The following is a 22,827-nucleotide window of genomic DNA, read 5'->3' on the forward strand; positions in this document are numbered from 1 at the left end:
AAAGCCGCAAGTTCCCGCGGTCGCCCCGAACTTAAGGACTCCGCCGTGAACAGCCGGATACGCCGCGAGGACTTGGTCTTCAGCCGTCCCTTCCGCCTGCGCGGCTGGAAGGACCCCCATCCCGCCGGCACCTATGCGTTGGAGACGGAGGAGGAGTTGGTCGACGGACTCTCCTTCACCGCCTATCGCCGGGTCGCCACCACCCTGACGCGGGAGCCGACCTCGGGCGGCCAGTGTCGCCAGGTGATCCCGGTGGATCTGGCCGACCTCGAAGCGGCGGTCGCGGCCGAGCAGGCCCTGGCCGGCTCGCCGCCCATCCTTCCGCAGACCTGACAGACCCAGGAGATCGGCATGGCCAAGGGCCAGAAACGCAGCACCCGCGAGATCAAGAAGCCGAAGGCCAGCGCCAGGAAGCCGGCGGCGGCCGGCAGCGTCTCCCCCTTTTCCCAGCCGCCGAGCCCGCCGCGCAAGCCGGCGCGGGAGGCCTGAGTTGGGCCGTTTCCTGCGGCTGCTGTTCGGCCGGCGGCGCTACCAGCGGCGCTGGGGGCGGATCGCCGCCGCCGCGGTGCTTGCCGCCGACCGCGCGACGGCCGAGCTCGCCCGGACTAATCCTGGTCGGGCCGCCCGCGCATCCGCTTGACGTCGCCGCGCTTCGCCTTCCCCTCCAGCCGGCGGGTCTTTGACCCGAGCGTCGGCTTGGTCGGTCGGCGGGGCGGGGGCGGCGGCGCCGCGGCCTCCCGGATCAGCTCCAGCAGGCGTTCCAGCGCGTCCTCGCGGTTGCGGGCCTGGGTGCGGTGGCGCTGAGCGGTGATCACCAGCACGCCCTCCCCGGTGATTCGCCGCCCGCCGAGCCGCAGCAGCCGCTGCCGCACTGGCTCCGGCAGGTTGGGACTATGGGCGACGTCGAAGCGGAGCTGGACGGCGGTTTCGACTTTCTGGATGTTCTGCCCACCGGCGCCGGACGCACGCAGGAAGTCCTCCTGCAACTCCGAGTCCTCGATGCTGATGCGCGGCGTCACCCGGATCATCATGGCGGCAGCATGACCCCGGCGGGCTGCTCGTCCTTCAGCGCCACGCCGGTCTCGCCCAACCGCCGCGCCGCGCCGGCCAGCCAGGCCAGCTTCTCCGCCGCCTGGGCCGGCGAAAGCCCGCCCGGCCGGATGTTGGAGATGCAGTTGCGCTCCGCATCGGTCCGCCCCGGCCGCGGATCCCAGGTGAGATAGGCGCCGAGGCTGTCGAGCGCGGTCAGGCCCGGCCTCTCGCCGATCAGCATGGCCACCATGGCCGCGCCCATGGCACCGCCGATCTCGTCGCCCAGCGCGACGCGGGCCTGGTCGGCGACCACGACCGGGGCGATCTCCAGCCCAGTCCGGCGCAGCAGAGGGATGGCCGCGGCGATCAGCGCCGGGGCCTGGGCCTGCACGCCGGTGGCGCAGAGCCCATCGGCCACCACGAACAGGAGGGCGCCGGGCGCGGCCGGCAGCCGGTCGCGGTCCGCCACGCGCAACCTTCGGCCGAGATCGGGGCGCAGCAGGTAGGCGCGGCGGTCCAGCGCCTGGCTGGCGACGCGCACCACCGGCAGGCCGAGCGTCGCCAGCGCCGCCTCCAGCGCCCCGGCATCAAGGCTGGAATGCACCGCGTCCCGCGCCTGCGCATGGGCTTCCTGGAAATCCAGGTGCGCCGCGGTCGGCAGGCCATTCCCGGCGCGGCCGAGGGCGACGCGCGCCGCGGTGAAGCGGCGCAGCTCGGTCCAGCGGGTCGGCGCGCTCATGCCAGCCCGACCAGCGCCGGCGCCAGGCGGCCGGGCAGCTCGCCGGCGCCGCTCGCCGCCTCGATTCCCATCGTCTCCATCCAGGCCTCGAATTCCGGCGCCGGGCGGCGGCCGAGCGCGGCGCGCAGGTAGAGCCCGTCATGGAAGGAAGTGGACTGGTAGGCCAGCATCACGTCGTCTGCGCCCGGCACGCCCATGACGTAGGTGACGCCGGCGACGCCGAGCAACGTCAGCAGCCCGTCCATGTCGTCCTGGTCGGCCTCGGCATGGTTTGTGTAGCAGACATCGACCCCCATCGGCAGGCCGAGCAGCTTGCCGCAGAAATGGTCCTCAAGGCCGGCACGGGTGATCTGCTTGCCGTCGAAGAGATATTCGGGGCCGATGAAGCCGACCACGGAATTCACCAGCAGGGGCGAGAATTCCCGCGCCACGGCATAGGCGCGGGCTTCGATCGTCTGCTGGTCGCAGCCCTGATGGGCATCGGCGCTGAGCGCGCTGCCCTGGCCGGTCTCGAAGTACATGACGTTGTCGCCGATGGTGCCGCGCCGCAGGGCCAGCGCCGCTTCCCGCGCCTCCCGCAGCAGGGTGAGCGAGACGCCGAAGCTGCGGTTCACTCCCTCGGTCCCGCCGATCGACTGGAAGACGAGGTCGACCGGCGCGCCGCGCTCGATCGCCAGCAGGCTGGTGGTGACATGCGCCAGCACGCAGGACTGCGTCGGGATGGCGTAGCGCTCGCGCACCGCGTCCAGCAGGTCCAGCACGCGCATGGTCGTGTCGATGTTGTCGCTGGCGGGGTTGACGCCGATGACGGCATCGCCGGCGCCGAGCAGCAGCCCGTCGAGGATCGCCGCCGCCACGCCGCGCGGGTCGTCCACCGGGTCGTTCGGCTGCAGCCGGATCGAGAGCCGCCCGGGCAGGCCGAGCGTGTTGCGGAAACGGGTCGTGACGCGGCATTTCGCGGCGATCGCCACCAGGTCCTGCAGCCGGCAGATCTTGCTGACGGCGGCCACCATCTCCGGCGTCAGGCCGGGGGCGAGGGGCGCGAGATCGCCCGGCACGGCCAGCAGCCAGTCGCGGAAGCCGCCGACCGTCAGGTGCCGCACCGGGGCGAAGGCCGCGGCGTCGTGCCGGTCGAGGATCAGCCGGGTGACCTCGTCGGCCTCGTAGGGGATTACCGCCTCATCCAGGAAATGCGCCAGCGGCAGGTCGGCGAGCGCCCGCTGCGCCGCGACGCGCTGCTGCGCGCTGTCCGCCGCGACGCCGGCCAGCACGTCGCCCGAGCGCAGCGGCGTCGCCCGCGCCAGCAGGGTCCGCAGGTCCGGGAAGACATGGCGCGTGCCGCCCACCACCTGCGCGAAGCCCATCCATCCGCTCCATCCGGGGTAGCGGGTTCAGTAGCACGGGATGCGGCCGTTCCGGCAGTCTCCGCCGCTTGACGCTGCCGGCCGAGGCGGACCAGCCTGGGCGCAAGGCCCGGGCAGGGGCCGCCCTTTCGGAGGAATCCCGCATGCTGTTCCGCCCCCCGGCCGCAGGACCCGCCGCATGACCGCGATGCCGACCGCCCGGCCTGAGGAGGTGGGGCTCTCCACCGCGCGGCTGCGGGCCATGGGCGCGGTGCTCGACGAGCGCATCGCCGCCGGTCACCTGCCGGGCGCCGTGGTGCTGGTGGCGCGGCGGGGCCAGGTTGCCTGGCAGGAAGCCCATGGCCGGCGCGACCCCGCCGGCGGCGCGCCGATGCGGACCGATACGATCTTCCGCATCTATTCCATGACCAAGCCGCTGGTCTCGGTCGGGGTCATGATGCTGCTGGAGGAAGGCCGGCTGCTGCTGGGCGAGCCGATCGGCAAGTATTTGCCGGACCTCCGCGAGATGCAGGTGGCGGCGGGCAGCGGGACGGTGCCGGCGGCCATGCCCATCACCATCCAGGACCTGCTGCGGCATACCTCCGGCCTCACCTATGAGTTCCGAGGCAATGGCCCGGTGCACCAGGCCTATGCCGCGGCCGGGATCGCCCGGCGCGACCAGACCAATGCCGACCAGGTGGCGGCGCTTGGCCGCCTGCCGTTGCTGCACCAGCCCGGCACGCGCTGGGACTACAGCCGCTCGACCGACGTGCTGGGTCGTCTGATCGAGGTGGTGTCCGGGCAATCGCTGGGCGAGTTCCTGCAGGCACGGATCTGCGGCCCGCTCGGCATGGTGGATACCGGCTTCCATGTCCCGCCGGCGCAGCAGGGGCGACTGGCCGAGGGCCTCGCCACGGATCCGGATACCGGCCAGGCCGCGATGACTCTGCTGGAGGTACGCGAGCCGCCGCGCTTCGAATCCGGCGGCGGCGGCATGGTCGGCACCGCCGCGGACTACCTGCGCTTCGCGCAGATGCTGGCGGATGGCGGGCAGTACCAGGGCACGCGGCTGCTCTCGCGCAAGACGGTGGAACTGATGACCAGCGACCACCTGGGCGGCATCCCGGGGGCCGGCGACATCCTGCCGCTCGGCCATGGCTTCGGCCTGGGCTTCGCCGTGCGGAAGGACCGCGGCGTCGCCACCGCGCCCGGCTCGGTCGGCAGCTTCTTCTGGAGCGGCATGGCCGGCACCTTCTTCTGGATCGACCCGGCGGAGCGGCTGACCGCGGTCTTCATGATGCAGGGCGTCGGGCAGCGCGAACACTACCGCAATCTGATCCGCAACCTTGTCTATGCGGCGATCGCGGACTGATGCCGATGCGGTGGACCATGGGCAAAGTCACCGTCACCAAGGTGGTGGAATTGGAGATGGCCGGCGGCAGCCGCTTCCTGCTGCCGCAGGCGACGCCGGAGGCCGTGCGGGAGATCGATTGGCTGGTGCCGCATTTCGCCGACGAATCCGGCAAGCTTCGGATGAGCATCCACGCGCTGATCATCGAGACGCCGGATCGGCGCATCCTGGTCGACACCTGCCTCGGCAACGACAAGCAGGGCCGCCGCATCCCGCATTGGAATGCGCGGCAGGGCACCTTCCTTGAGGACCTGGCCGCGGCGGGCTACCCGGTCGAGAGCATCGACACCGTGCTCTGCACCCACCTGCACGTGGATCATGTCGGCTGGAACACGCGGCTGCAGGACGGACGCTGGGTGCCGACCTTCCCGAAGGCGCGCTACGTCTTCGGAGCGCGGGAATTTGCCTTCTGGTCGAACCCGGAATCGGGTGAGGAACCGCAACGTGCGGTCTTCGCCGACAGCGTGCAGCCGATCGTCGAAGCCGGGCTCGCCGAGCTGGTCGAGGCTGACCACCAGCTCTGCCCCGAAGTGCGGCTGGTGCCGAGCTTCGGCCATACGCCGGGACATGTCAGCGTGCTGATTTCCTCCGAGGGGGAGGAGGCGCTGATCACCGGCGACATCGCCCACCACCCCTGCCAGCTGGCGCGGCCGCAATGGAGCTCGACCGCCGACAGCGACCCGGAGCAGGCCGTGGCGACGCGGCATGCGGTTTTCGGCGGGCTGGCCGGGAAGCCCGTGCTGGTCATCGGCACGCATTTCGCCGGGCCAAGCGCCGGCCGCGTCACCCGCGACGGGGAGGGCTACCGGCTATTGGTCTGCTGGTAGGCGGGGCGGATCGAGGAATGTAAGGCCAGGGAGGAAGTACCTTCCCTGGACCCTTCTCTGTTTCCGTGGGTGTGGCACTCGCCACGCGGTGGCTGCCAAACTCACAAAAAGGAAGGGCGGGTCTTGGGGAGGGAATACGTTTCCCTCCCCAATCTTCCTCAGGCGTGGACGTGCATCGGCGACTCGCCGCCGAAATATGTCCGCTCGAGCCGGTGCGGCAGGTGCGGCTCGTCCGCCTGCGCCTCCAGCGCGATGTTCCCCTGGACCATGGCATAGACCCGGTCGGAGACGGCCAGCGCTTTCTCGATCAGCTGCTCGACCAGCAGCACGGACGTGCCCTTGGCTCGCAGGGCGCTGACCACGCCCAGCACGCGGTCCACCAGCACCGGCGAGAGCCCGGCCGAGGGCTCGTCCAGCATGATCAGCCGCGGCCGCCGCACCAGCCCCTGCGCCACCACCAGCATCTGCTGCTGCCCGCCGCTGAGCGCGCCGCCGCGATCCTGCCGCTTCGCCGCGATCTCGGGGAAGTATTCCAGCGCCTCCTCGATCCGCTGCGCCCGTTCGCTCCGCGGCAGGTCGTAGCCGGCCAGCAGCAGGTTGTCGGCGACCGAGATCTGGGTGAAGACCCGGTGCCCCTCGATGACGTGCACCAGGCCGGCGCGCGCGGCTTCCCGCGGCCCGGCGCCGCGCATGTCCTGCCCGGCGAAGCGCAGCGTGCCGGCGGCCAGCGGCAGCAGGCCCGACATGGCGCGCAGCAGCGTGGTCTTGCCGGCGCCGTTCGGGCCGAGCAGCGCGACGACCTCGCCCGCCGCGATGCGCAGCGACACGCCATGCAGGACGGCAATCTTGCCGTAGCCGGCCTGCAGGCCGTCGACGCTCAGGAGTGGTTCACCCGCCGAGATAGGCACTGACGACCTCCTTGTGGGTGCGGATCTCGTCCGGCGTGCCGGCGGCCAGCACCTTGCCGAGGTTGAGAACGGTGATGCGGTCGCAGATCTCGAAGATCAGGTCGGCATGGTGCTCGACCAGCAGCACGCCGGTGCCCTGCCGGCCGACCGCGCGGATCAGCTGGTCCAGCCGCTTGATCTCGTCGGTCGAAAGGCCGGCGGCGGGCTCGTCGAGCATCAGGAAGGCCGGGCGCAGCATCAGCGCCCGGGCGATCTCCATGAAGCGCAGTTCGCTGTGCTGCAGCCGGTCGGCCCGCACGTCGGCCAGCGCGCCGAGCCCGACGGCGGCCAGCGCCTGGTGGGCGCGGGCGGTGGTCTCCCGCTCCTCCCGCCGCTGCCGCGGCAGTGACAGCAGCGCCTCAAGGAAGCCGGCGCGGCCCTCGATCATGGCGCCGACCATGACGTTCTCGAGCACCGAGGCCTCGCCCACCACGCGCGGGGTCTGGAAGGTGCGGGCGATGCCGCGCGCCGCCCGCCCCACCGCGTCGCCGGCTGGCAGCGGCGCGGCGTCGCAGGTCATCTCCCCGGTTTCCGGCCGGTAATAGCCGGAGATGACGTTCAGCGTCGTCGTCTTGCCGCTGCCGTTTGGGCCGATCAGCCCATGCACCTCGCCCGGCCGCAGGTCGAGGTCGAGCCCGTCGATCGCTCGCACCCCACCGAAGGCCAGCACGATGTTCCGCAGCGCCAGGCCGGCATGCGGCGGCTGCTGGCCGAGCAGCGCCGGCAGCAGCTCCGGCCGCGGGATCACCGCGCGGTTGTCCGGCAAGGCGCGGCGGTTGCGTGGGTCGATCAGTGCGGCGATGCCGCCTGGGATCGCCAGCACGATGACCAGCAGCAGCGCGGCATAGAGGAAGGTGGACCATGCCGCGAGCGGCGCCGCGACCTCCGGCAGCAGGGTCAGCAGCAGGGTGCCGAGCAGCGGCCCGAGGATCGAGCCCCGCCCGCCGATCAGCACCGCGATGAAGAACAGCAGGGACAGGTCGAAGGTGAAGGCGTCGGGCGTGATGTAGGTCTGCAGCGTGGCGAAGAGTCCGCCGGCGAAGGCGGCCAGCGCCCCGGCCAGGATGAATACCCAGATCAGCAGCCGCGGCTTGGCGATGCCGCTGGCCTCGGCTGCCACTTCGGCATCCCGCACCGTGACCAGGGCTCGGCCGAAGCGGCTGCGGGCGATGTTGCCGGTGATCCAGGTGCACACGGCGGCGACCGCCAAACAGGCATAGTAGAAGCCCCAGGCGGTATCGAGCGGTGCCGGCATGGTTGGCCCGACGATGCCGATGCCGCCCCCCGTCACGTCCTGCCAGGCCAACGCCACTTGCGTGACGATCGTGGCAAAGCCGAGCGTCGTCATGGCGAAGTAGAAGGTCCGCAGCCTGAGCGCCGGAAGGCCGACGACCACGCCGAACACCGCGCCCGTCAGGGCAGCGATGGTGAGCGCGAGGAAGGGATGCAGTGGCTCGAACAGGTTGCCCGCTGCCAGTACGGCGGTGGTGTAGGCGCCGATGGTCAGCAGCGCGACATAGCCGATGGCAAGCTGACCGGCATAGCCGACGATGAGGTTGAGGCCGGAGACCAGCACCCAGTAGATGCAGGCGCGCGTCGCGATCAGCGCCCAGTACTCGTTGCCCGTCAGCGGCAGCAGCACGGCGAGGCCGAGCAGCGCGGCGAAGGGCCAGAGCGCGGCGAAGGGACTCGCCGTGGGCAATGCGATGGGCGGCGCTGCCGCCATGTCCTTGACGATTGCCATCAGACCCTCCGCGCCGCAGGCGCGCCGAACATGCCCTGCGGCGCGGCGAGCAGCACGATGATGAACAGCGCGAAGACGGCGACTGAGGAGAAGATGCCGCCCACCATGAAGTTCGCCGCCTGCTGGAACAGCCCGAGCAGGATGCCGCCGATCACCGCGCCGCGGTTGTTGCCGAGGCCGCCGAGCGCCACCGGGACGAAGCCGTAGAAGTTCAGCAGCGCGCCGTTGGCGAAGAAGGCCAGCAGGAGCTGCCCGCCGGCGAAGCCCGCCAGCGCGCCGATGGCGCCCGCCAGCGCATAGCTGGCGATGCGCAGGTTGCGCTCCGGCAGGCCGAGCGCGCGGGCGGCGAAGTTGTCCTCCGCCACCGCCAGGAAGGCGCGGCCGACCAGCGTCCGGCGATAGAGGAATTCGAGGCTGAGGATGGTCGCGGCGCAGGCGGCGACCGGCAGCCAGTACTTCTCGTCCCAGACGCCCTCGCCGAGCCCGACCAGGCGCGGGAAGGGCTGCGGTTCGGTGCTCCAGAGGATCGCCGCGGTCTGCTGCACCATCAGCGCGAGCGCCAGGGTGGATAGCACGTACAGATGCTGGTCGAGGCTTTTCAGCACCGGCCGCACCGCGACGTATTCGGTGATCACGCCCAGCAAGGCGCAGGCCGCGAGCGTCAGAACCAGGGCCGGCAGCAGCGGCAGGCCGAGCCGCAGCATGAAGAGGGAGCCGAAGACGCCGCCGAGCATGCCGAGCTGCCCGGCGGTGAAGCTCATGACGCGGGAGGTCGCGAACATCGTGTTATAGGTGATGCCGATCAGCGCATAGATCGCGCCGACGGCCAGGCCCGAGGCCAGGATGGAAGCCAGCATCGGCGAACCTCCGCGTCCCCTGGCTCAGCCGTAGCCCGGGGCGAGGGCGAAGGTGCCGTTCCTGCCCGAGCTGGCGTCGGACATGATGACATCGCCGACCGGGTAGCCGTTGTGCTCATCCGGCGTGAAGCTGAAATTGCCGTAGTAGCCGGGCCGCGCCTTCAGCGTGTTCCAGTAGCCGATGATCGCCTCGTTCGAGGTGCTGCCGGTGGCGGCGACGGCTTCCGCGATCATCTCCACCGCATCGACGCCGCAGGCGACCCACCACATCAGCGTGTCGTTCAGCGCCACCTTGCCGGACATCTTCTGCACCAGGGATTCGGTGCGGTCCGGCAGCTTGCCGTCGGCGCCGTAGCTGCAGCTGCGGTAGCCGATGCAATAAACCTTCTTCCAGTTGTCCGGCTTGTCGAGCAGCGAGGCAATCTCGCCCGAGGACAGCGCGGGGTGGCCGATGAAGGGCACGTCCCAGCCCATCTTGGCGCGGGTGTTCAGCAGGCGGGCAATCATGCCGGTGGAGACCGACCAGATCACGATCGCTTCCGCCCCCGCGTTGCGGGCGCGCAGCATGTCGGGCGTCATGTCCGGCTGGGTCGCGTCGATATTGGCCTTGTAGACCACCTCGGCACCGGCCTTCTGGATATTGGCGGCGGAGGCGTTGGCGGCGGTGACGCCATAGCCGGTGGTATCGCCCACCACGGCCACCTTCTTCACCTTGGCGATGTTCAGGGTGTAGCCCCGCACCGCATCGTCCCACTGGGTGTTGCTGGGGGCGATGCGGAAGGCGTTCGGGTACTTCTTGGTGTCGATCAGGCTGTCCACCACGCAGGGGTGGATGTTCGGCATCTTGCCGCGGGCCATGATGGCGGTGGTCGCCAGGCTCTCGCCTGAATTGGTCGGGCCCCAGATGGCATGCACCTTCAGCTGGCTGATCATCTCCTGCGTCGCGTTCACCGCCTTGGTGGGGTCGCCCTGGGTGTCACGGGTGATGATCTCCACCTTGCGGCCCTTCACGCCGCCGGACGCGTTGATCGCCTCCGCGGCGAAGAGCACGCCCCGGTTGAAGCCGATCGCTGGCGCGCTGCTCGGCCCGGTCATGGCGGCGAGCCAGCCGATGCGGATCGGGTCGGTCTGGGCGAGGGCAGGGCTGGCGAGGCCGAAGCTGCTCGCGGCAACAAGCCCCGTGCCGCCAAGGGCCAGGCCCCGGCGTGTGATCATCATGGACATTCCTGTTCCTCCAGGGGCCGGCCCGGTTGGCCGGGTGCGGCAGGGTCTTGGGCGATCAGTCGCGCGGTCAGGCCGCGGCGGCGTGCTGCGCCCATCCTGCGGGGACGGCAGGCGATGTCAACGTGGCGCGGCATGGATCACGCCGCCGCTGCCGCAGCAGGATTGCCGTGCTGCGGATGCGGCGGCAGAGTGCCGCGACCGGGGCGCCCGCCGCCCCCAAGGAACCGTCCAGGGACCATCGCCGCCATGTCCACCACGACCGGACCCGACTACGAGCGCCTGTTCCGCCGCGGGGTGCCCGCCGCGGCGCCGCGTTTCACCGGCTTCCCGAAATACAACTTCATCGGCGGCCACAACGACCCGACCATGCTGCCGGTCGAGGCGCTGGCGGATTGCGCCGCGGCGGCGCTCCGGCGGGAGGGCGCGAGCCTCTCGCTCTACAACCTCGGCCACGGCCCGCTCGGCCATCGCGGCATGCGCGACCTGGTGGTGGACAAGGTGCGCCGCCATCGCGGCATCGAGGTGACGCGGGATGAGGTGCTGCTGACCTCGGGCTCGCTGCAGGGCCTGGACTTGGTGAACAGCCTGCTGCTGGAAGCCGGCGACACCGTCCTGTTCGAGGAGCTGTCCTATGGCGGTGCCATCTCCCGCGTCCGCACCCTCGGCGTCGAGCCCGTGCCGATGCCGCTGGACGCCGAGGGCATCCGGATCGACACGCTGTCGAACGCGCTGGATGCGCTGAAGGCGAAGGGCGTCACGCCGAAATACATCTACACCATCCCGACCATCCAGAACCCGACCGGCTCCATCCTGTCGCTGGAGCGCCGGGAACAGCTCCTCAAGCTGGTCCGCGCGCATGGCGTGCCGGTTTTCGAGGACGAGTGCTATGCCGACCTGATCTGGACCGGCCAGGGGATCGGGCATGACGTGCCGCCCGCGCTCTACGCCATGGACCCGGGCCAGGTGATCCATATCGGCAGCTTCTCGAAAACCCTCGCTCCGGCCCTGCGCTCGGCCTATGCGGTCGCGCCCTGGCCGGTGCTGTCGCGGCTGGTCGCGCTGAAGACCGATGCCGGCAGCGCCTCGGTCGAGCAGATGCTGGTGGCCGAATACTTCTCCCGCAACTTCGACAACCATGTCGCGGCGCTGTCCGGCGTGTTGAAGGAGAAGCTCGACGTGATGGTCGAGGCGGTGGAGCGCGAATTCGGCAGCGCCGCCGAATGCTTCGTCCCGAAGGGCGGCATCTTTCTCTGGATCAAACTCCCGCCCGAGGTCGACGTCCGCAAGCTGGTCAAGCCGGCGGCCGAGCGCGGCATCGCCTTCAACCCAGGGCCGGAATGGGCGGTGGTGCCGGACTCGGCCAGTTCGCAGCTGCGGCTCTGCTTCGCGCTGCCTAGCAAGGAGGAGATCCGCGAGGGCGTCGCCGCCTTTGCCCGGGTCTGCTTCGAGCAGACCGGCATCCCGGCGCGCAGCGGCAATATCCGCAACGCCGGCTGACTCAGGCGGGCTCGGCCACCGGCACCCGCCGCACCGGGAGATTCAGCGGGATCAGCCCCATCTCCAGGCTGCGAGCGATCCGCCGGGCGCGTTCCAGCATGTGCTCGGCGCCCTCCGGCGTCAGCCAGGCACGCACCGTGTCCTCGAACAGCTCAAGCCAGCGGGCGAAATGCGCCGGGGTCAGCGCCAGCGGCCGGTGCGCCTGCATCGGCTGGCCGCGATAGTCGCCGGTCATCAGCGCGACCGAGCTCCAGAAGCGGGCGAGGTTGGCGATATGCGCCTCCCAGTCCTCGACGCCGGCGAAGGCCGGGCCCAGCAACGGGTCCTGCCGCGCCGCGCCGTAGAAGGCGCGCAGGACAGCCTCGACCGTGGCGGCATCCAGGCCGGTGCGGGCGGTGATCTCGGCGCCGAGCGCGGCGCGGCGGTCGGCGGTTTCCGGGATGGGATGCAAGGCAAATTCTCCGTATCCGGGAAGCATGCCTGATATAAGTGGTATATGCAATGCGATTATGAATTCTCGATCGCCGCCGCTTGCGCTCCGCGCTGGCCGGCCGATGCTGGCAGCCCTGCCTGAGTGCCGGAGACCTGACCATGCCGGACCATGTCGATGGCCTCTCGGCGCACGAGGCCCGGGTCGCCCATGACCTCGAGCTGCTGCTGCGGTCGCCGGCCAACTGGACCGCCCCGCCGACCGGCCCGGACGGCGAGCCGGTGCTGGACGTGCTGGTGGTGGGCGCCGGCATGTACGGCATCGCCGCCACCGCCGCCCTGACCTTCAAGGGCCTGCGCAACGTCCTGATGCTGGACCGCGCCCCGGCGGGCCGCGAAGGCCCCTGGGTTACGACGGCGCGGATGGAGACGCTGCGCTCGCCGAAGCACCTGCCCGGAGTCGCGCTCGGCATCCCCTCGCTCACCTTCCGCGCCTGGTTCGAGGCGCGATCCGGCGCCGCGGCCTGGGAGCGGCTTTACAAGATCCCGAATGCCGACTGGCAGGACTACCTCGGCTGGATCCGCCGCGTGCTGCGCCTGCCCGCGGCGAACGGGGTGGAGCTGCTGCGGGTGGAGCCGCGCGGCGGCGTGCTGGCGGCGGTGCTGCGGCAGGATGGCGCCGAGCGCGTGCAGCTGACCCGCCGCCTGGTGCTGGCGACCGGCCGCGGCGGCACCGGCGGCTTTACCGCGCCGCCGGGGATCGATCCCGGCCTGCTGCCGGACCTCGCGGCGCATGGCGGCGGGCCGGTCGACTTCACCGCGCTGCGCGGATGCCGCGTCGCGGTGATCGGCGGCGGCCCGACCGCCTGGGACAATGCCGCGACCGCGCTGGAACGCGGCGCGGCGCGGGTCGACATGTATGTCCGCCGTGCCGCGCTGCCGCAGGTGAACAAGGGCCGCGGCTCCGCCCATCCCGGCTTCTTCGAGGGCTGGGCGACGCTGCCGCCAGCGGAGAAGTGGCGGATTCTCTGCTACATGCACGACCTGCAATCGCCGCCGCCGCACGAATCCATCCATCGCGCGCTTCGGCTCCCAGGCTTCCACATTCATCTCGGCACGCCGGTGCTGGGCGCTGCGCGGGACGCGGGGCAGGTGCGGCTGGAGCTTGGTGGCGGCGCTGCCACGGCCGATTTCCTCATCCTCGGCACTGGCTATGGCATGGATGTAGCGGGCATCGCCGAGTTGGCGCCGCTCGCGCCGCGCATCGCCACCTGGGCCGATCGCTTCACCCCGCCGCCGGACCAGGAAAGGCCGGAGCTCGGCCGCTTCCCCTGGCTGGGGGAAGGGTTCGAGCTGGAGGGGCGCGATTCGGCCAGGGATGCGGTGCTGTCCCGCATCCACTTGTTCAGCCATGCCGCCTTCGCCAGCCTGGGCGCCATCGCCTCGGACGTGCCGGGCGTCTCGGCGGGGGCGGAACGGCTGGCGCACCGCATCGCCGCGCGCTTCTTCGCCGAGGACATCGACGCCATCCGCGGCCGGCTCGAGGCCTTCGCCGAGCCGGAGCTGCAGGACACGCCTTTCTTCGTCCGGCCCCGCTGATCAGCGATCAGGGGCCGAGCCCGGCTCCGCCATCTTGCGGTGCTGCTCCGCCAGCATGCCCGCAGGGGTGATCGAGGCGATCGCGGTCTGCAACTTGTTGTGCCAGCCGGTCACCACGTCGCCATCGCCGCGCATCATCGCCTTGTACCCGGTCTCGGCCACCATCGCCGGGTCGTCCTTCTTCGACTGGCCGATCTTGGTGTCCAGCATCTCGGCGCGCTCGAAGAACTCGGTCTCGGTCGCGCCCGGCATCAGGCAGGTGACGGTGACGCCACGGTCCTTCACCTCATGCCGCAAGGCAAAGGAAAAGCTGTCGAGGAAGGCCTTCGAGGCGTTGTAGACCGCCTGGTAGGTGCCCGGGCTGAAGCCGGCGATCGAGCCGGTGATCAGGATGCGTCCCTCGCCACGGTCGCGCATGCCGCGGCCGACCTGCTGGAGCAGTCGCAGCGTGCCGGTGATATTGGTGTCGATCACGTGCCGGACCGCGGCGAAATCCTGGTCGAGGAAGCCGTGCCCGAGCCCGCGCCCGGCATTGGCCAGCAGCGCCGCCACCGGCCGGCCGCGCAGCGCGGCGACCAGGCGATCGACGCCCTCCATCGTCGCCAGGTCGGCCTGCACCGCCTCTACCCCGGCACCGAGGCTGCGCAACTCGGACGCTGCCTGCTCGATCGCGGGCTCATCGGCGGCGATGACCAGGTCGAAGCCGTCACGGGCGCAGCATTTCGCCAGTTCACGGCCGATGCCGCTGGAGGCGCCGGTGACGACGGCGAGCGGCCGAGCTTCGGTATTCGTCGCCTGCGGTTCGGGCATGCGGGGATCCTCCGAAAATGGCCGTCCAAACACGCTGCGCGGTGCGGCGTTCCCGGCCGTTCCGGCACCACGCGATCCCGGTCGCTGGCGCTGAACGGATCGCGGAAACGCGCGCAGGCCTCGATCTCCGGGCTCGGCACGACGGCCGCTCGCATCGGACAGGCCGGCGCCGGCCATGTTGGCGAACAGGACCATGGCCCGGAGCCGGACGGTGCCGCGCAGGCTTGGCCGTCAGGGCGCAAATCGCCTTGGCTTCGTCCGCTCGTGAGGCAGCCTTAACCGGGGTACCGCCGGTCGGTTGTGCCGGCAGCGGCGCGGCGACTCCCTCAGACGAAACCTAGCGACCGATTCGGTGCTGCCGAGGCGGCCTCAGACGATCACGAGGTGTCGGCCTGCGGCACCGCAAGGCGGGCGCGGGCAATGCCGATTCACGCCCTCCCGCAATCTGCCCTGGGCAGCCGGTGCGTCCGGCCCGCGGGTCATCGGCTCCGGCCCAGGCCCATCCGCGTCAGACGGCGCGCGGCGCTTGCTCCCTCGGCGACCAAGTCGCGGCGAGCACCGCGCCCGTCTCGGATTCCGTGACGAACACCGTCCTGCCATCCGGCCCAAAGGCGAGGTTGGTCGTGGTCGCGCCGCGGCAGGAGCGGATCCGAGCGATCGGCTCGCCCTGCGGCGAGAGCACGAACACGCTGCCCAGGGAGGCATGCGCCACCAGCAAGTTGCCCGCCGCGTCCATCGCCATCCCATCCGGCCCGCTGGTGCCGTGGAACGACGCGAAGCGCCCAACCTTGGCGGTGCTCCCGTCCGGCAGCAGTGGCAGGCGCCAGACCGCGTTGTCGCGCGTCATTGCGACGAACAGCACCTCCTCCTCCGGCGAGAGGGCCAGCCCGTTCGGGCTCGGGCCATTGGCGAGCAGGCAGTCGAGCTGGCCACCCGGGCGCAGCCGGTACACCCGCCCGGTCGGGTCGTGCAGCCCGGTCTGCCCCTGGTCGGTGAAATAGAGGTCGCCGTTGCGCGCGAATACGAGGTCGTTCGGGCCCTTGAAGCGCTCGCTGTTGCGCCGGGCAAGTACCGGCGCAACCTGCCCCGTGGCGATGTCGAGCGCCAGGATGCCCTGCTTGTAGTCGGCGACGTACAGGCGGGCGCCGTCCGGATGCAGGGCCAGTCCGTTCGGCTCCCCATCGTATTCGGCGAGCTGTGTCCAGCGCCCCTCGGGCGAGATGCGCAGGATCCGGCCATGCGGGATGTCGGTGACGTGGAGATTGCCCGCCGCGTCGAAGCAGGGCCCTTCCAGGAAGCAGTCCACCGGCAAGCCGCGTTTGTTGGCGCGCGACCACTCGGTGGCCACCGGGCGGCGCAGCTCCGCCGGCATCTCGGTATGCAGGCGCGTGTCGATCGGGCGGGGCGGGGATCCGGTTTCCAATGCCTTGTCTCCGGTTGGGTGTCTGGTTTCAGCCGCCGAGGCCGCGTGACAGCTGCGCGGCCTTTTCGGTGACCAGGGCGGCGGGCCTGTCGTGGCTCCGCGGCCCGCCGACGCCGAGCGCGCCGAGAAAGTGCCGGCCCCGGCGGACGACCGGCGCCGATCGGTCGCGTGGTCTGCGACACCCTGCCGCAGCGCGTGGCGGTCGAGAACCGCACCGGGGCTGCCCGAAGGTGGCCTACGATCCGCTGCGCGACTTCGGATTCGTGTCGACGGCCGCGTCCCGGCTTGCCGTGCTGCTGGCGGCCAAGGGCGCATCCTGCCGGACGGTCGCGGACATCGTCGCCGCAGTCAAGGCGATGCGCGGCGGGCTCGCCGCCGGAGGAGTTCCGCTCCTTCCTCACCGCCGAGCACGCGCAGTGGGGCAAGGTCATGCGCGATGCTCGCGTCCAGTCGGGCCGAACGGGCTTCGAGCACGGCGGCCGAGGTCGAGCGGCGCCGGTGCCGAGGCCAATGCCGGTTTGTCCTGCCCTATGGCGGGTGCGTGCCGAAACATCGGCAGCGCCCGCCCTGACCGCGTGGCGCATGACACGTCGCGAAAGGGCAGGTCCCCCGCCCGATCGAAGGCCGGGCCCGGATGGCGGTATCACCACCGGGCCGCGCGTCACCGGCAAGCGCCGGAACCGGCCCGCCGCCCTGCTACGCCTGTCCGACCGAAGCGAGGCAGGGCAGAGGAGCGCTGCGGCACGGCGCCGGCATGCGGTCAGGGCACCGTCATCCCGCCGTCGACCGTGAGAGCCTGGCCGACGACGTAGCTCGCCCCCGGGCTGCAGGGCCACAGCACCGTCGCGGCGATCTCGTCGGGCCGGCCCACGCGGCCGATGGGCACGTTCTTCGCTACCGCGGCATAGGCCTGCTCGTTGCCGGCGACCACATCGCGGGCGACCTGGGTTTCGATCGGGCCGGGGTTCACCGCATTCACACGGATGCCCTGCCTGACGTTTTCCAGCGCGGCCGTCCGCGTCAGACCGACCACGCCGTGCCTGGAGGCGATGTAGGCGCCGATGCCAGGATTGCCGGTCAGCGCGCCGGCATAGGCGTGTTGACGATCGCGCCGCTGCCCTGGCGCGCCATCTGCTGCAACTCGTGCTTCATGCAACTCCAGACGCCGCGCAGGTTGACCCCGATAAGGCGGTCCCATTCCTCGCGGCTGCTCTCGGCGGTCGGAGCGATGCGGGCCATGACGCCTGCGTTGTTGAAGGCGGCGTCGAGCCGGCCGAACTCGGCGACGGTGCGTCCACCATCGCTGCCACCTGCGCGTCGCCACTGACGTCGCAGGTGACGGCGATCGCCTTCCGACCGGCGGCGACCAGTCTCTGCACGGTCGCCTTCGCGTCCTGCTTGAAGTCTGCGAGTACGACGGCCGCGCCCGCTTTGGCGAAGGCCTCGGCAACCGCCAGTCCCATGCCGGAACAGGCACCGGTGACGAGGGCGACCCGGCCCTTGAAGTCGTGAATTGGGTTCATGGTGTCCTCGCTCAATCAAGCCACCGGCCCGACCTCACCGACCATGCGATGTCTGTTGGAAGGCAGCCGCGTCCGGGCTGAGCCAACACGGATTCCGGCGATCTCGGCGGGCGACCGCGCAGTTGGCCACGACCACCCCGGTCTCCTCCTTGCTAATGTTTCGGCGCGCCGAGGAAGCAAGTCGGTCGATGTCGCCGACGCGTTTGCGCAGAGGAGCGGCCCGTCCCTGATGCCTGCCGATTGCGTTCTCGATCGCTGACACCGCGGCCGCCTGCGCGCGCAGTGGTTGAAGCCGGCACGCGCGCGGAGTGCGGACGATGACATCGACGCGGTATTCAAGCGCATATGCCCACACCCAGGCTGGCCGCTGGCCTCCGCACCGTGGCACTGGTCCGGCTGTGCGGGCGATGCCACCAGTCCGGCGGACGATGCCGACCAAGGCGGCGAATGGGATGAGGAAGCCTCTGTGTGCCATCTCCGAGAAGTTCCCCAGGCGGCCGCGCCGGACCGCTCAGAACGGAAGTCCGAAGCCGGACCCGCCCTGCCCCCGCTGTCGTGCTCCTGTCGGCTCTTCTCTCCCGTCCTGAGCGAGACGGCGAAGCCTGCCCGCGGCAGCGGCGGCAGGGCAGAGAGCCGCCCGAGCATTGTTTTGTCGCCGGCGGGAAAGAGCGGAGGCGCGAGTGGGCGCCGCGCCACCTCGGCGTTGCCCACGCGCAGTGCCCGGAACGCGGCATAAAACGCGTTCACCACTGCCTGCGGCAGTGAACCGAGATGATCTAGACGACGCCGCGATCCTCCGGCAGGGCGCGCCGCAGTTCCAGCCGCACGAACGTCGAGATCCCGACCGAACGCAGTCCGGTCGGGATCTCGACAGTGAGGTACTCGCGGTTGGCTGCTGTTCGCGCCGCCTCGTCCGGTCGCCAGCCTTGCGGCGTTATAAAAGGTGTAGCCCGCGTTGAGAATGGCCGCGCGCGTCAGGTCGTCAATGCCCCGGACCGCGTTGGCCGGCAGACTGACGAAGGGGGAAGCACTGCGACGCGCGCTCACCCGATGAGCAAAGTCGAGGTCGCCGAGTGCTTCAGCACGGTCCTTTGCCTGTCACCCGCGTCACCGCCAGTAGACGCCGAAGCGGCATTTCGAAGCATCGACCGCCCTTGGGAACGCATCTGGAGACATTTGCGCCCATCGCCCGGCAGCAGCCGCCAAGGCGCCCCGGCCCGCACAACCCAAGGCAGCGCATCGCCGACCGCGCGGAGGTCGTGCCGACGCTGCCCAGCCTCCTCCGGCAGCAGCGTCAGGAGGGGTGCCGCGATCGTCCGTTCGTTCTCACCCATGGCTGTGACGCGATCACGCGCGACTTCGCCTCATGACAGATGCTGCCGCTTCGGCGTATCAGCCCGCGCGGAACCCTGCCGCTGGATGCGGCGCCTGCAGCCGGTCCCGGCCGTACAGCTTCGCGCGCATCGTGCCAGATGTGTAGGCGTCCTTGTAGCGCCCGCGCCGTTGCAACTCCGGCACCAAGTGGTCGGCGATCGCCTCGAACGTCTCGGGCAGCACGGCATAGGCCAGGTTCAGTCCGTCGACACCGGTCCGCTCCATCCAGTCCTCCACCGCATCGGCTGCGCCCTTGGCGTCACCCACCACCACCGGGCCGATGGCGCCCACGGCGCAATGCTCCGCGACGTCGCGTACGGTCCAGGCCCGGTCCGGGTCGGCGCGCGTGATGTTCTCCAGCATCGTGCGGTAGCCTTCCTTCTCAATGTAGCGGATCTCCTGATCCAGCGCGTAACCGGAAAGGTCGAGGCCGGTCCATCCCGCCATGAGCGTCAGCGAACCTTCTGGGCTCGCGTAGCGCAGCGCCTCCGCGTGGCGGTCCTCGGCCTCGGTATGCGTGCCGGCCACCACCACGGTCAGCAGGCTGAACACCTTGAGGTCGGCGGGGTCGCGCCCGGCCTCGGCCACGGCCGCGCGCAGCTCCTGCGTGCGGCGTTGGATGACCTCGGCGTTCGGGCCGGAGACGAAGACGCACTCCGCATGCCTTGCCGCGAAGCCTCGCCCCGCGGCGCTGGTGCCGGCCTGGTACAACAGTGGCGTGCGCTGCGGCGAGGGTTCGCAGGAATGGATCGCATCCAGCCGGTAATGCTTGCCCTCATGCTTGATCGTGTGCACGCGCGCTGGGTCGGCGAAGACGCCGGTGGCTGGGTCGCGCACCGCGGCGCCATCCTCCCAGCTGCCCTCCCACAGCTTGTAGCAGACCTCCATGTACTCCTCGGCCATGGCGTAGCGGTCGTCATGCGCGATCAGGCCATTGAGGCCGTGCGCACGGGCGCCGCTGTCCAGGTAACCGGTGACAATGTTCCAGCCGATGCGGCCTTCGGTCAGGTGATCCAGCGTGGAGAAGGCGCGTGCGAGGAGGAACGGCGAGGTCCAGGTCAGGTTCGCCGTCACGCCGAAGCCCAGGTGCTGCGTGACATGGGCCATAGCGCTGACTAGCATCATCGGGTCGTTGATAGGCAACTGCGCTGCGTTGCGCAACGCGCCGGCGGGACCGCTGCCGTAGACGTCGTAGACGCCGATCACATCGGCAATGAACAAGCCGTCGAACAGTCCGCGTTCCAGCGTGACGGCCAAGTCAGTCCAGGTGCGCAGCCGGTTGTAGGCGCCGCTGCGGTCGCGCGGGTTGCGCCACTGCCCGGGCGAGAGGTGTCCGGCCGTATTCATTGCGAAAGCGTTGAACAGGATCTCGCGCGGCATGGTGATGGTTCCCTCTCCCTGCGGTCCAGCCTAGGTCGTGGCCGCAAACGGAGCTACAGCCAGAAGGGAAAAACATGACGATGGTGGCCACGGGCCGGATCGGCACTTACCTGCCGTGGATGGAGGCCAGCAAGCGCTCAAACACCCGCTGAACGTTTACCAGCAGGTGTGAGCGGCTAACCCGCAAAATTCATGAGACTGCGAAGCGACCAAAGTAGCCAGTACGCAGCGGTGTGCAGCATCAGGCGAAACTGGTTGGCGGTGGCGCGGCAACATGAGGTCCGATCGGCAGCGAAATGCCGCTTCCAGGCCTTCAGATGATTTTCGCCTGTCCCCTCGCGCAGTACAGGTCCTCTTAGATCCGCCGTGGTGTGCCGCCGGCGAGGTTGGTGACCACGAAGCGCGTGTCGGTGCACTGCAGCCCAGCCTCAACACGGACGATGATGCGCTCGACCCGACTCCAGCTTCCGGCACCGGCAAAAAGCTCCTTGTAGCGGCGTGACTTGTTGCTGCCTGGTACGGCGGCGTGCCGGGCGGCGGTGCTCTGCTAAAGCGCCGCGACGTGCCTGTGGAGCGTGGTAGTCGACGCCTCACCGAGCACGAAGTCGAGCTGCTCGGCGCGGCAGAAGTGCAGCACCTCGGGAGCACAATAGGGTCATGTCCCGGGCGGTGGTGTAGGAGCGCTGGCTCCTGGCGGGTTGGGCCGCCGCGTCAGGCTGGCACGGCCGAGAGCCTGACGTGGCCAGTATCGCTGACTACGGCGACGGTCTCCAGCGTCATGTAGCGGGAGCGCTGGGTGGCCCACTCGTCGGACTGCTCGAGGAGGATGGCACCGACAAGCCTGACGACGGCCGCCTCGTTCGGGAATATGCCGACGACATCCGTCCTGCGCTTGATCTCGCCATTCAGTCGCTCGATGGAAGTCGTCGAGTGCAGTTTCGACCGGTGCGCGGTGGGAAAGCTCATGTAGGCGAGCACGTCCTCCCCGGCGCTGTCCATCAGCGTGGCCAGCTTTGGCAACTTGGGGCGGAGTTGGTCGACCACCGTACGCCACCGCCGCTTGGCACCTTCAGCATCGGCTTCTGCATAGGCCGTTCCGATCCAGGCCGAGACGATGCAGCGCTGGACCTTGCCCGCATGGGCCAGGGCATTGCGGGCGAAATGCACGCGGCACCTTTGCCAGGTGGCCCGCAGCACCTTCGTCACCGCTGCCTTCAGGCCCTCGTGTGCGTCGGAGACGACCAGCTTCACGCCGCGCAGACCACGGCGGGTCAGGGCACGCAGGAAATCGAGCCAGAAGGGCTCCGCCTCGGAACTGCCGACCGCCATGCCGAGGACCTCGCGCGGCCCGTCGGCGTTCACACCCACCGCGATGGTCACGGCGACGGGGACGACGCGGCCTGCTTCACGGACCTTGACGTAGGTGGCGTCGAGCCAGAGGTGGGGCCAGTCGCCCTCGATGGGCCGGGCGAGGAAGTCGCGGACGCGTTCGTCGATCTCGGCGCAGAGGCGCGACACCTGGCTCTTGGAGACGCCCTCCAGGCCCATGGCGCGGACCAGTTCGTCCACCGACCGCGTCGAAATGCCCTGGACGTAGGCCTCCTGGATCACGGCTGTGAGCGCCTTCTCGGCCGTTCGCCGGGGCTCGAGGAAGGCCGGGAAGTAGGAACCTCGCCGGAGCTTCAGGGTTGGACGCACTGCGTCCAACCAGTTCGACGGTTCCCGCCCGGGTCTGCCAGTCGCGCTCGCGGTAGCCGTTGCGCTGCACCAGGCGGTCGGGGCTGCGCCCGCCATGCGCGGCGCCGGTCAACTCGCCCACCTCCAGTTCCATCAGCCGCCCGGCGGCGAAGCCGATCATCTCGCGCAGGAAGGACGCGTCGGCGGACTTCTCCAGAAGGCCCCGAAGGGCCATCGTCTCGTCGGTCATCGTGGCTGGTCCATGGTCCAGGGGGTGTCGGTCTCAGCAACCCAACCCTAGCCAGGACCATCACGATGGCCGCCGCCGTTACGGTGGCGGCCTCCTACACCACGCCCAGGGGCACGACCCACAATAGCGGCTGTCGGCGCGGATCAGGATCTCGACCCGAGGCCAGTAGCCACGGATCTCGCGCACCAGCCGGCGCAGAAAAGTGCGGACCTCGGCACCTTTCGGGCGCCGGGCGGGGCGAAGCATGGCGGCCACGGGCCGACCCTCACCGTCGAACACCACGATGGGCTAGCATTACAGCTGCATTTTGCGTTTCAGGTGTGAGCGTTGTGCGGCGGCTTGGTGCGCGCGTCGCCAAAGTGACCAGGCGATGATGTGGGCTGGCTGGATCTGCCGCTGCGCAGGGCGGATTGCGATGCGGCGGATTTCTTGGACCGACCAGCGGATGAGGTCCGGCGCGTCCGCGTCAGGTTGATCAGAGTATTTGGGGTGGCGCATTGGCTTTGTGCTGGATGGACGCCAGCATGGCGAAAGCCAGCATGACCAGCGAGACATGGCGATGCCAGCCGTGCCAGCTCCTGGTCTCGTTGTGGTCGAGGCCGAGCTCGTTCTTCGCCGTCTCGAAAGCGCCCTCGCTGGCCCAGCGCTGCCCTTCGACGGTGGCCAACGTCTCGATCGTGGCCCCGGCCGGGCACCAGGTGGTGAAGCAGGCACATTCGCCGTCGGCGAGGCTGCGCCGGA

The 22,827-nt window shown here is 70.2% G+C and carries 18 protein-coding genes and 5 pseudogenes; 7 read left to right on the forward strand and 16 right to left on the reverse strand.

What is annotated here, in order from left to right:
- Positions 1-45 precede the first annotated feature (45 nt).
- Genes E2C06_RS25110 through E2C06_RS37895 form a run of 3 tightly spaced genes read left to right on the forward strand, consistent with a single transcriptional unit; the run spans position 46 to position 640 of the window.
- Positions 46-333, forward strand: a complete 288-nt coding sequence (locus E2C06_RS25110; protein ID WP_133291338.1) for a hypothetical protein — start codon at positions 46-48, stop codon at positions 331-333.
- Positions 334-351: 18 nt separating this feature from the next.
- Positions 352-489, forward strand: a complete 138-nt coding sequence (locus tag E2C06_RS37890; RefSeq protein ID WP_165982643.1) for a hypothetical protein — start codon at positions 352-354, stop codon at positions 487-489.
- 1 nt (position 490) lies between these two features.
- On the forward strand, positions 491-640 hold the full coding sequence (locus E2C06_RS37895) for a hypothetical protein (RefSeq protein ID WP_165982644.1): 150 nt from the start codon (positions 491-493) through the stop codon (positions 638-640).
- Here E2C06_RS37895 and arfB read toward each other — a convergent pair.
- Genes arfB through E2C06_RS25125 form a run of 3 tightly spaced genes read right to left on the reverse strand, consistent with a single transcriptional unit; the run spans position 606 to position 3,135 of the window.
- Entirely contained in the window at positions 606-1,031 is a 426-nt protein-coding gene (arfB, locus tag E2C06_RS25115; RefSeq protein WP_456305190.1) for an alternative ribosome rescue aminoacyl-tRNA hydrolase ArfB, read from the reverse strand. The two genes, E2C06_RS37895 and arfB, sit on opposite strands and share 35 nt — an antisense overlap.
- A complete protein-coding gene (gene eutC, locus E2C06_RS25120) occupies positions 1,028-1,771 on the reverse strand; it encodes an ethanolamine ammonia-lyase subunit EutC (RefSeq protein WP_133291339.1) in 744 nt (247 codons plus the stop codon). The genes arfB and eutC overlap by 4 nt, the downstream gene beginning before the upstream one ends.
- Positions 1,768-3,135: an ethanolamine ammonia-lyase subunit EutB gene (locus tag E2C06_RS25125; protein WP_133291340.1), complete on the reverse strand. Its 1,368-nt coding sequence runs from the start codon at positions 3,133-3,135 to the stop codon at positions 1,768-1,770. The genes eutC and E2C06_RS25125 overlap by 4 nt, the downstream gene beginning before the upstream one ends.
- A gap of 178 nt (positions 3,136-3,313) precedes the next feature.
- Here E2C06_RS25125 and E2C06_RS25130 point away from each other — a divergent pair, with 178 nt between their 5' ends.
- Both E2C06_RS25130 and E2C06_RS25135 read left to right on the forward strand, forming a co-directional pair.
- Positions 3,314-4,486 (forward strand): serine hydrolase domain-containing protein, encoded by a 1,173-nt coding sequence (locus E2C06_RS25130; protein WP_133291341.1) that lies wholly within the window; start codon positions 3,314-3,316, stop codon positions 4,484-4,486.
- Positions 4,487-4,503: 17 nt separating this feature from the next.
- Complete coding sequence (locus tag E2C06_RS25135; RefSeq protein ID WP_206664683.1) at positions 4,504-5,352, forward strand: MBL fold metallo-hydrolase; 849 nt, start codon at positions 4,504-4,506, stop codon at positions 5,350-5,352.
- Positions 5,353-5,510: 158 nt separating this feature from the next.
- Here the strand turns inward: E2C06_RS25135 and E2C06_RS25140 are convergent, their stop codons facing one another.
- From E2C06_RS25140 to E2C06_RS25155, 4 genes are read right to left on the reverse strand one after another with little or no spacing between them, the layout of a single operon-like run.
- Complete coding sequence (locus E2C06_RS25140; protein WP_133291342.1) at positions 5,511-6,260, reverse strand: ABC transporter ATP-binding protein; 750 nt, start codon at positions 6,258-6,260, stop codon at positions 5,511-5,513.
- Entirely contained in the window at positions 6,241-8,043 is a 1,803-nt protein-coding gene (locus tag E2C06_RS25145) for a branched-chain amino acid ABC transporter ATP-binding protein/permease (RefSeq protein ID WP_206664684.1), read from the reverse strand. Before E2C06_RS25145 ends, E2C06_RS25140 begins: the two co-directional genes overlap by 20 nt.
- On the reverse strand, positions 8,043-8,900 hold the full coding sequence (locus E2C06_RS25150) for a branched-chain amino acid ABC transporter permease (protein WP_133291343.1): 858 nt from the start codon (positions 8,898-8,900) through the stop codon (positions 8,043-8,045). Before E2C06_RS25150 ends, E2C06_RS25145 begins: the two co-directional genes overlap by 1 nt.
- A 24-nt stretch (positions 8,901-8,924) precedes the next feature.
- Positions 8,925-10,118 carry an ABC transporter substrate-binding protein gene (locus tag E2C06_RS25155; RefSeq protein ID WP_206664685.1) on the reverse strand — a complete coding sequence of 398 codons (1,194 nt, stop codon included), beginning with the start codon at positions 10,116-10,118 and terminating at the stop codon, positions 8,925-8,927.
- A 252-nt stretch (positions 10,119-10,370) separates the two neighbouring features.
- Here E2C06_RS25155 and E2C06_RS25160 point away from each other — a divergent pair, with 252 nt between their 5' ends.
- On the forward strand, positions 10,371-11,621 hold the full coding sequence (locus E2C06_RS25160) for an aminotransferase-like domain-containing protein (RefSeq protein ID WP_133291344.1): 1,251 nt from the start codon (positions 10,371-10,373) through the stop codon (positions 11,619-11,621).
- Position 11,622: 1 nt separating this feature from the next.
- Here E2C06_RS25160 and E2C06_RS25165 read toward each other — a convergent pair whose 3' ends face one another.
- Positions 11,623-12,072 (reverse strand): group III truncated hemoglobin, encoded by a 450-nt coding sequence (locus E2C06_RS25165; RefSeq protein ID WP_241671460.1) that lies wholly within the window; start codon positions 12,070-12,072, stop codon positions 11,623-11,625.
- A gap of 140 nt (positions 12,073-12,212) precedes the next feature.
- On the opposite strand from E2C06_RS25165, the gene E2C06_RS25170 reads away from it, so the two are divergent.
- Positions 12,213-13,649, forward strand: a complete 1,437-nt coding sequence (locus E2C06_RS25170) for an FAD/NAD(P)-binding protein (RefSeq protein ID WP_133291346.1) — start codon at positions 12,213-12,215, stop codon at positions 13,647-13,649.
- On the opposite strand, the gene E2C06_RS25175 is transcribed toward E2C06_RS25170, so the two are convergent.
- From E2C06_RS25175 to E2C06_RS41095, 8 genes and pseudogenes are all read right to left on the reverse strand, one after another.
- A complete protein-coding gene (locus E2C06_RS25175; RefSeq protein WP_133291347.1) occupies positions 13,650-14,459 on the reverse strand; it encodes an SDR family NAD(P)-dependent oxidoreductase in 810 nt (269 codons plus the stop codon). It lies immediately after the preceding gene.
- 508 nt (positions 14,460-14,967) lie between these two features.
- Positions 14,968-15,882, reverse strand: coding sequence for an SMP-30/gluconolactonase/LRE family protein (locus E2C06_RS25180; RefSeq protein WP_206664686.1), 915 nt, complete (start codon positions 15,880-15,882; stop codon positions 14,968-14,970).
- 760 nt (positions 15,883-16,642) lie between these two features.
- Positions 16,643-17,405: pseudogene (locus E2C06_RS40890) on the reverse strand (SDR family oxidoreductase).
- 1,392 nt (positions 17,406-18,797) lie between these two features.
- A complete protein-coding gene (locus E2C06_RS25195) occupies positions 18,798-20,159 on the reverse strand; it encodes an LLM class flavin-dependent oxidoreductase (RefSeq protein WP_133291348.1) in 1,362 nt (453 codons plus the stop codon).
- Between the two features lie 191 nt (positions 20,160-20,350).
- Positions 20,351-20,811: pseudogene (locus E2C06_RS40420) on the reverse strand (transposase); the annotation flags it as partial.
- A gap of 59 nt (positions 20,812-20,870) precedes the next feature.
- Positions 20,871-22,086 (reverse strand): annotated as a pseudogene (locus tag E2C06_RS25210) (IS256 family transposase).
- Between the two features lie 96 nt (positions 22,087-22,182).
- Positions 22,183-22,374, reverse strand: a pseudogene (locus E2C06_RS25215) (transposase); the annotation flags it as partial.
- Between the two features lie 202 nt (positions 22,375-22,576).
- A pseudogene (locus E2C06_RS41095) lies at positions 22,577-22,827 on the reverse strand (IS701 family transposase); the annotation flags it as partial.

It is taken from the genome of Dankookia rubra, from assembly GCF_004355005.1.
Classification (GTDB): domain Bacteria; phylum Pseudomonadota; class Alphaproteobacteria; order Acetobacterales; family Acetobacteraceae; genus Paracraurococcus; species Paracraurococcus ruber_A.

Excerpts from the sequence above, each read along its gene's own strand:
- E2C06_RS37890 (WP_165982643.1), top strand. The coding sequence starts at position 352 with ATGGCCAAGGGCCAGAAACGCAGCACCCGCGAGATCAAGAAGCCGAAG.
- arfB (WP_456305190.1), bottom strand. The coding sequence starts at position 1,031 with ATGATGATCCGGGTGACGCCGCGCATCAGCATCGAGGACTCGGAGTTG.
- eutC (WP_133291339.1), bottom strand. The coding sequence starts at position 1,771 with ATGAGCGCGCCGACCCGCTGGACCGAGCTGCGCCGCTTCACCGCGGCG.
- E2C06_RS25125 (WP_133291340.1), bottom strand. The coding sequence starts at position 3,135 with ATGGGCTTCGCGCAGGTGGTGGGCGGCACGCGCCATGTCTTCCCGGAC.
- E2C06_RS25130 (WP_133291341.1), top strand. The coding sequence starts at position 3,314 with ATGACCGCGATGCCGACCGCCCGGCCTGAGGAGGTGGGGCTCTCCACC.
- E2C06_RS25135 (WP_206664683.1), top strand. The coding sequence starts at position 4,504 with ATGGGCAAAGTCACCGTCACCAAGGTGGTGGAATTGGAGATGGCCGGC.
- E2C06_RS25145 (WP_206664684.1), bottom strand. The coding sequence starts at position 8,043 with ATGGCAATCGTCAAGGACATGGCGGCAGCGCCGCCCATCGCATTGCCC.
- E2C06_RS25150 (WP_133291343.1), bottom strand. The coding sequence starts at position 8,900 with ATGCTGGCTTCCATCCTGGCCTCGGGCCTGGCCGTCGGCGCGATCTAT.
- E2C06_RS25155 (WP_206664685.1), bottom strand. The coding sequence starts at position 10,118 with ATGATGATCACACGCCGGGGCCTGGCCCTTGGCGGCACGGGGCTTGTT.
- E2C06_RS25160 (WP_133291344.1), top strand. The coding sequence starts at position 10,371 with ATGTCCACCACGACCGGACCCGACTACGAGCGCCTGTTCCGCCGCGGG.
- E2C06_RS25170 (WP_133291346.1), top strand. The coding sequence starts at position 12,213 with ATGCCGGACCATGTCGATGGCCTCTCGGCGCACGAGGCCCGGGTCGCC.
- E2C06_RS25175 (WP_133291347.1), bottom strand. The coding sequence starts at position 14,459 with ATGCCCGAACCGCAGGCGACGAATACCGAAGCTCGGCCGCTCGCCGTC.
- E2C06_RS25195 (WP_133291348.1), bottom strand. The coding sequence starts at position 20,159 with ATGCCGCGCGAGATCCTGTTCAACGCTTTCGCAATGAATACGGCCGGA.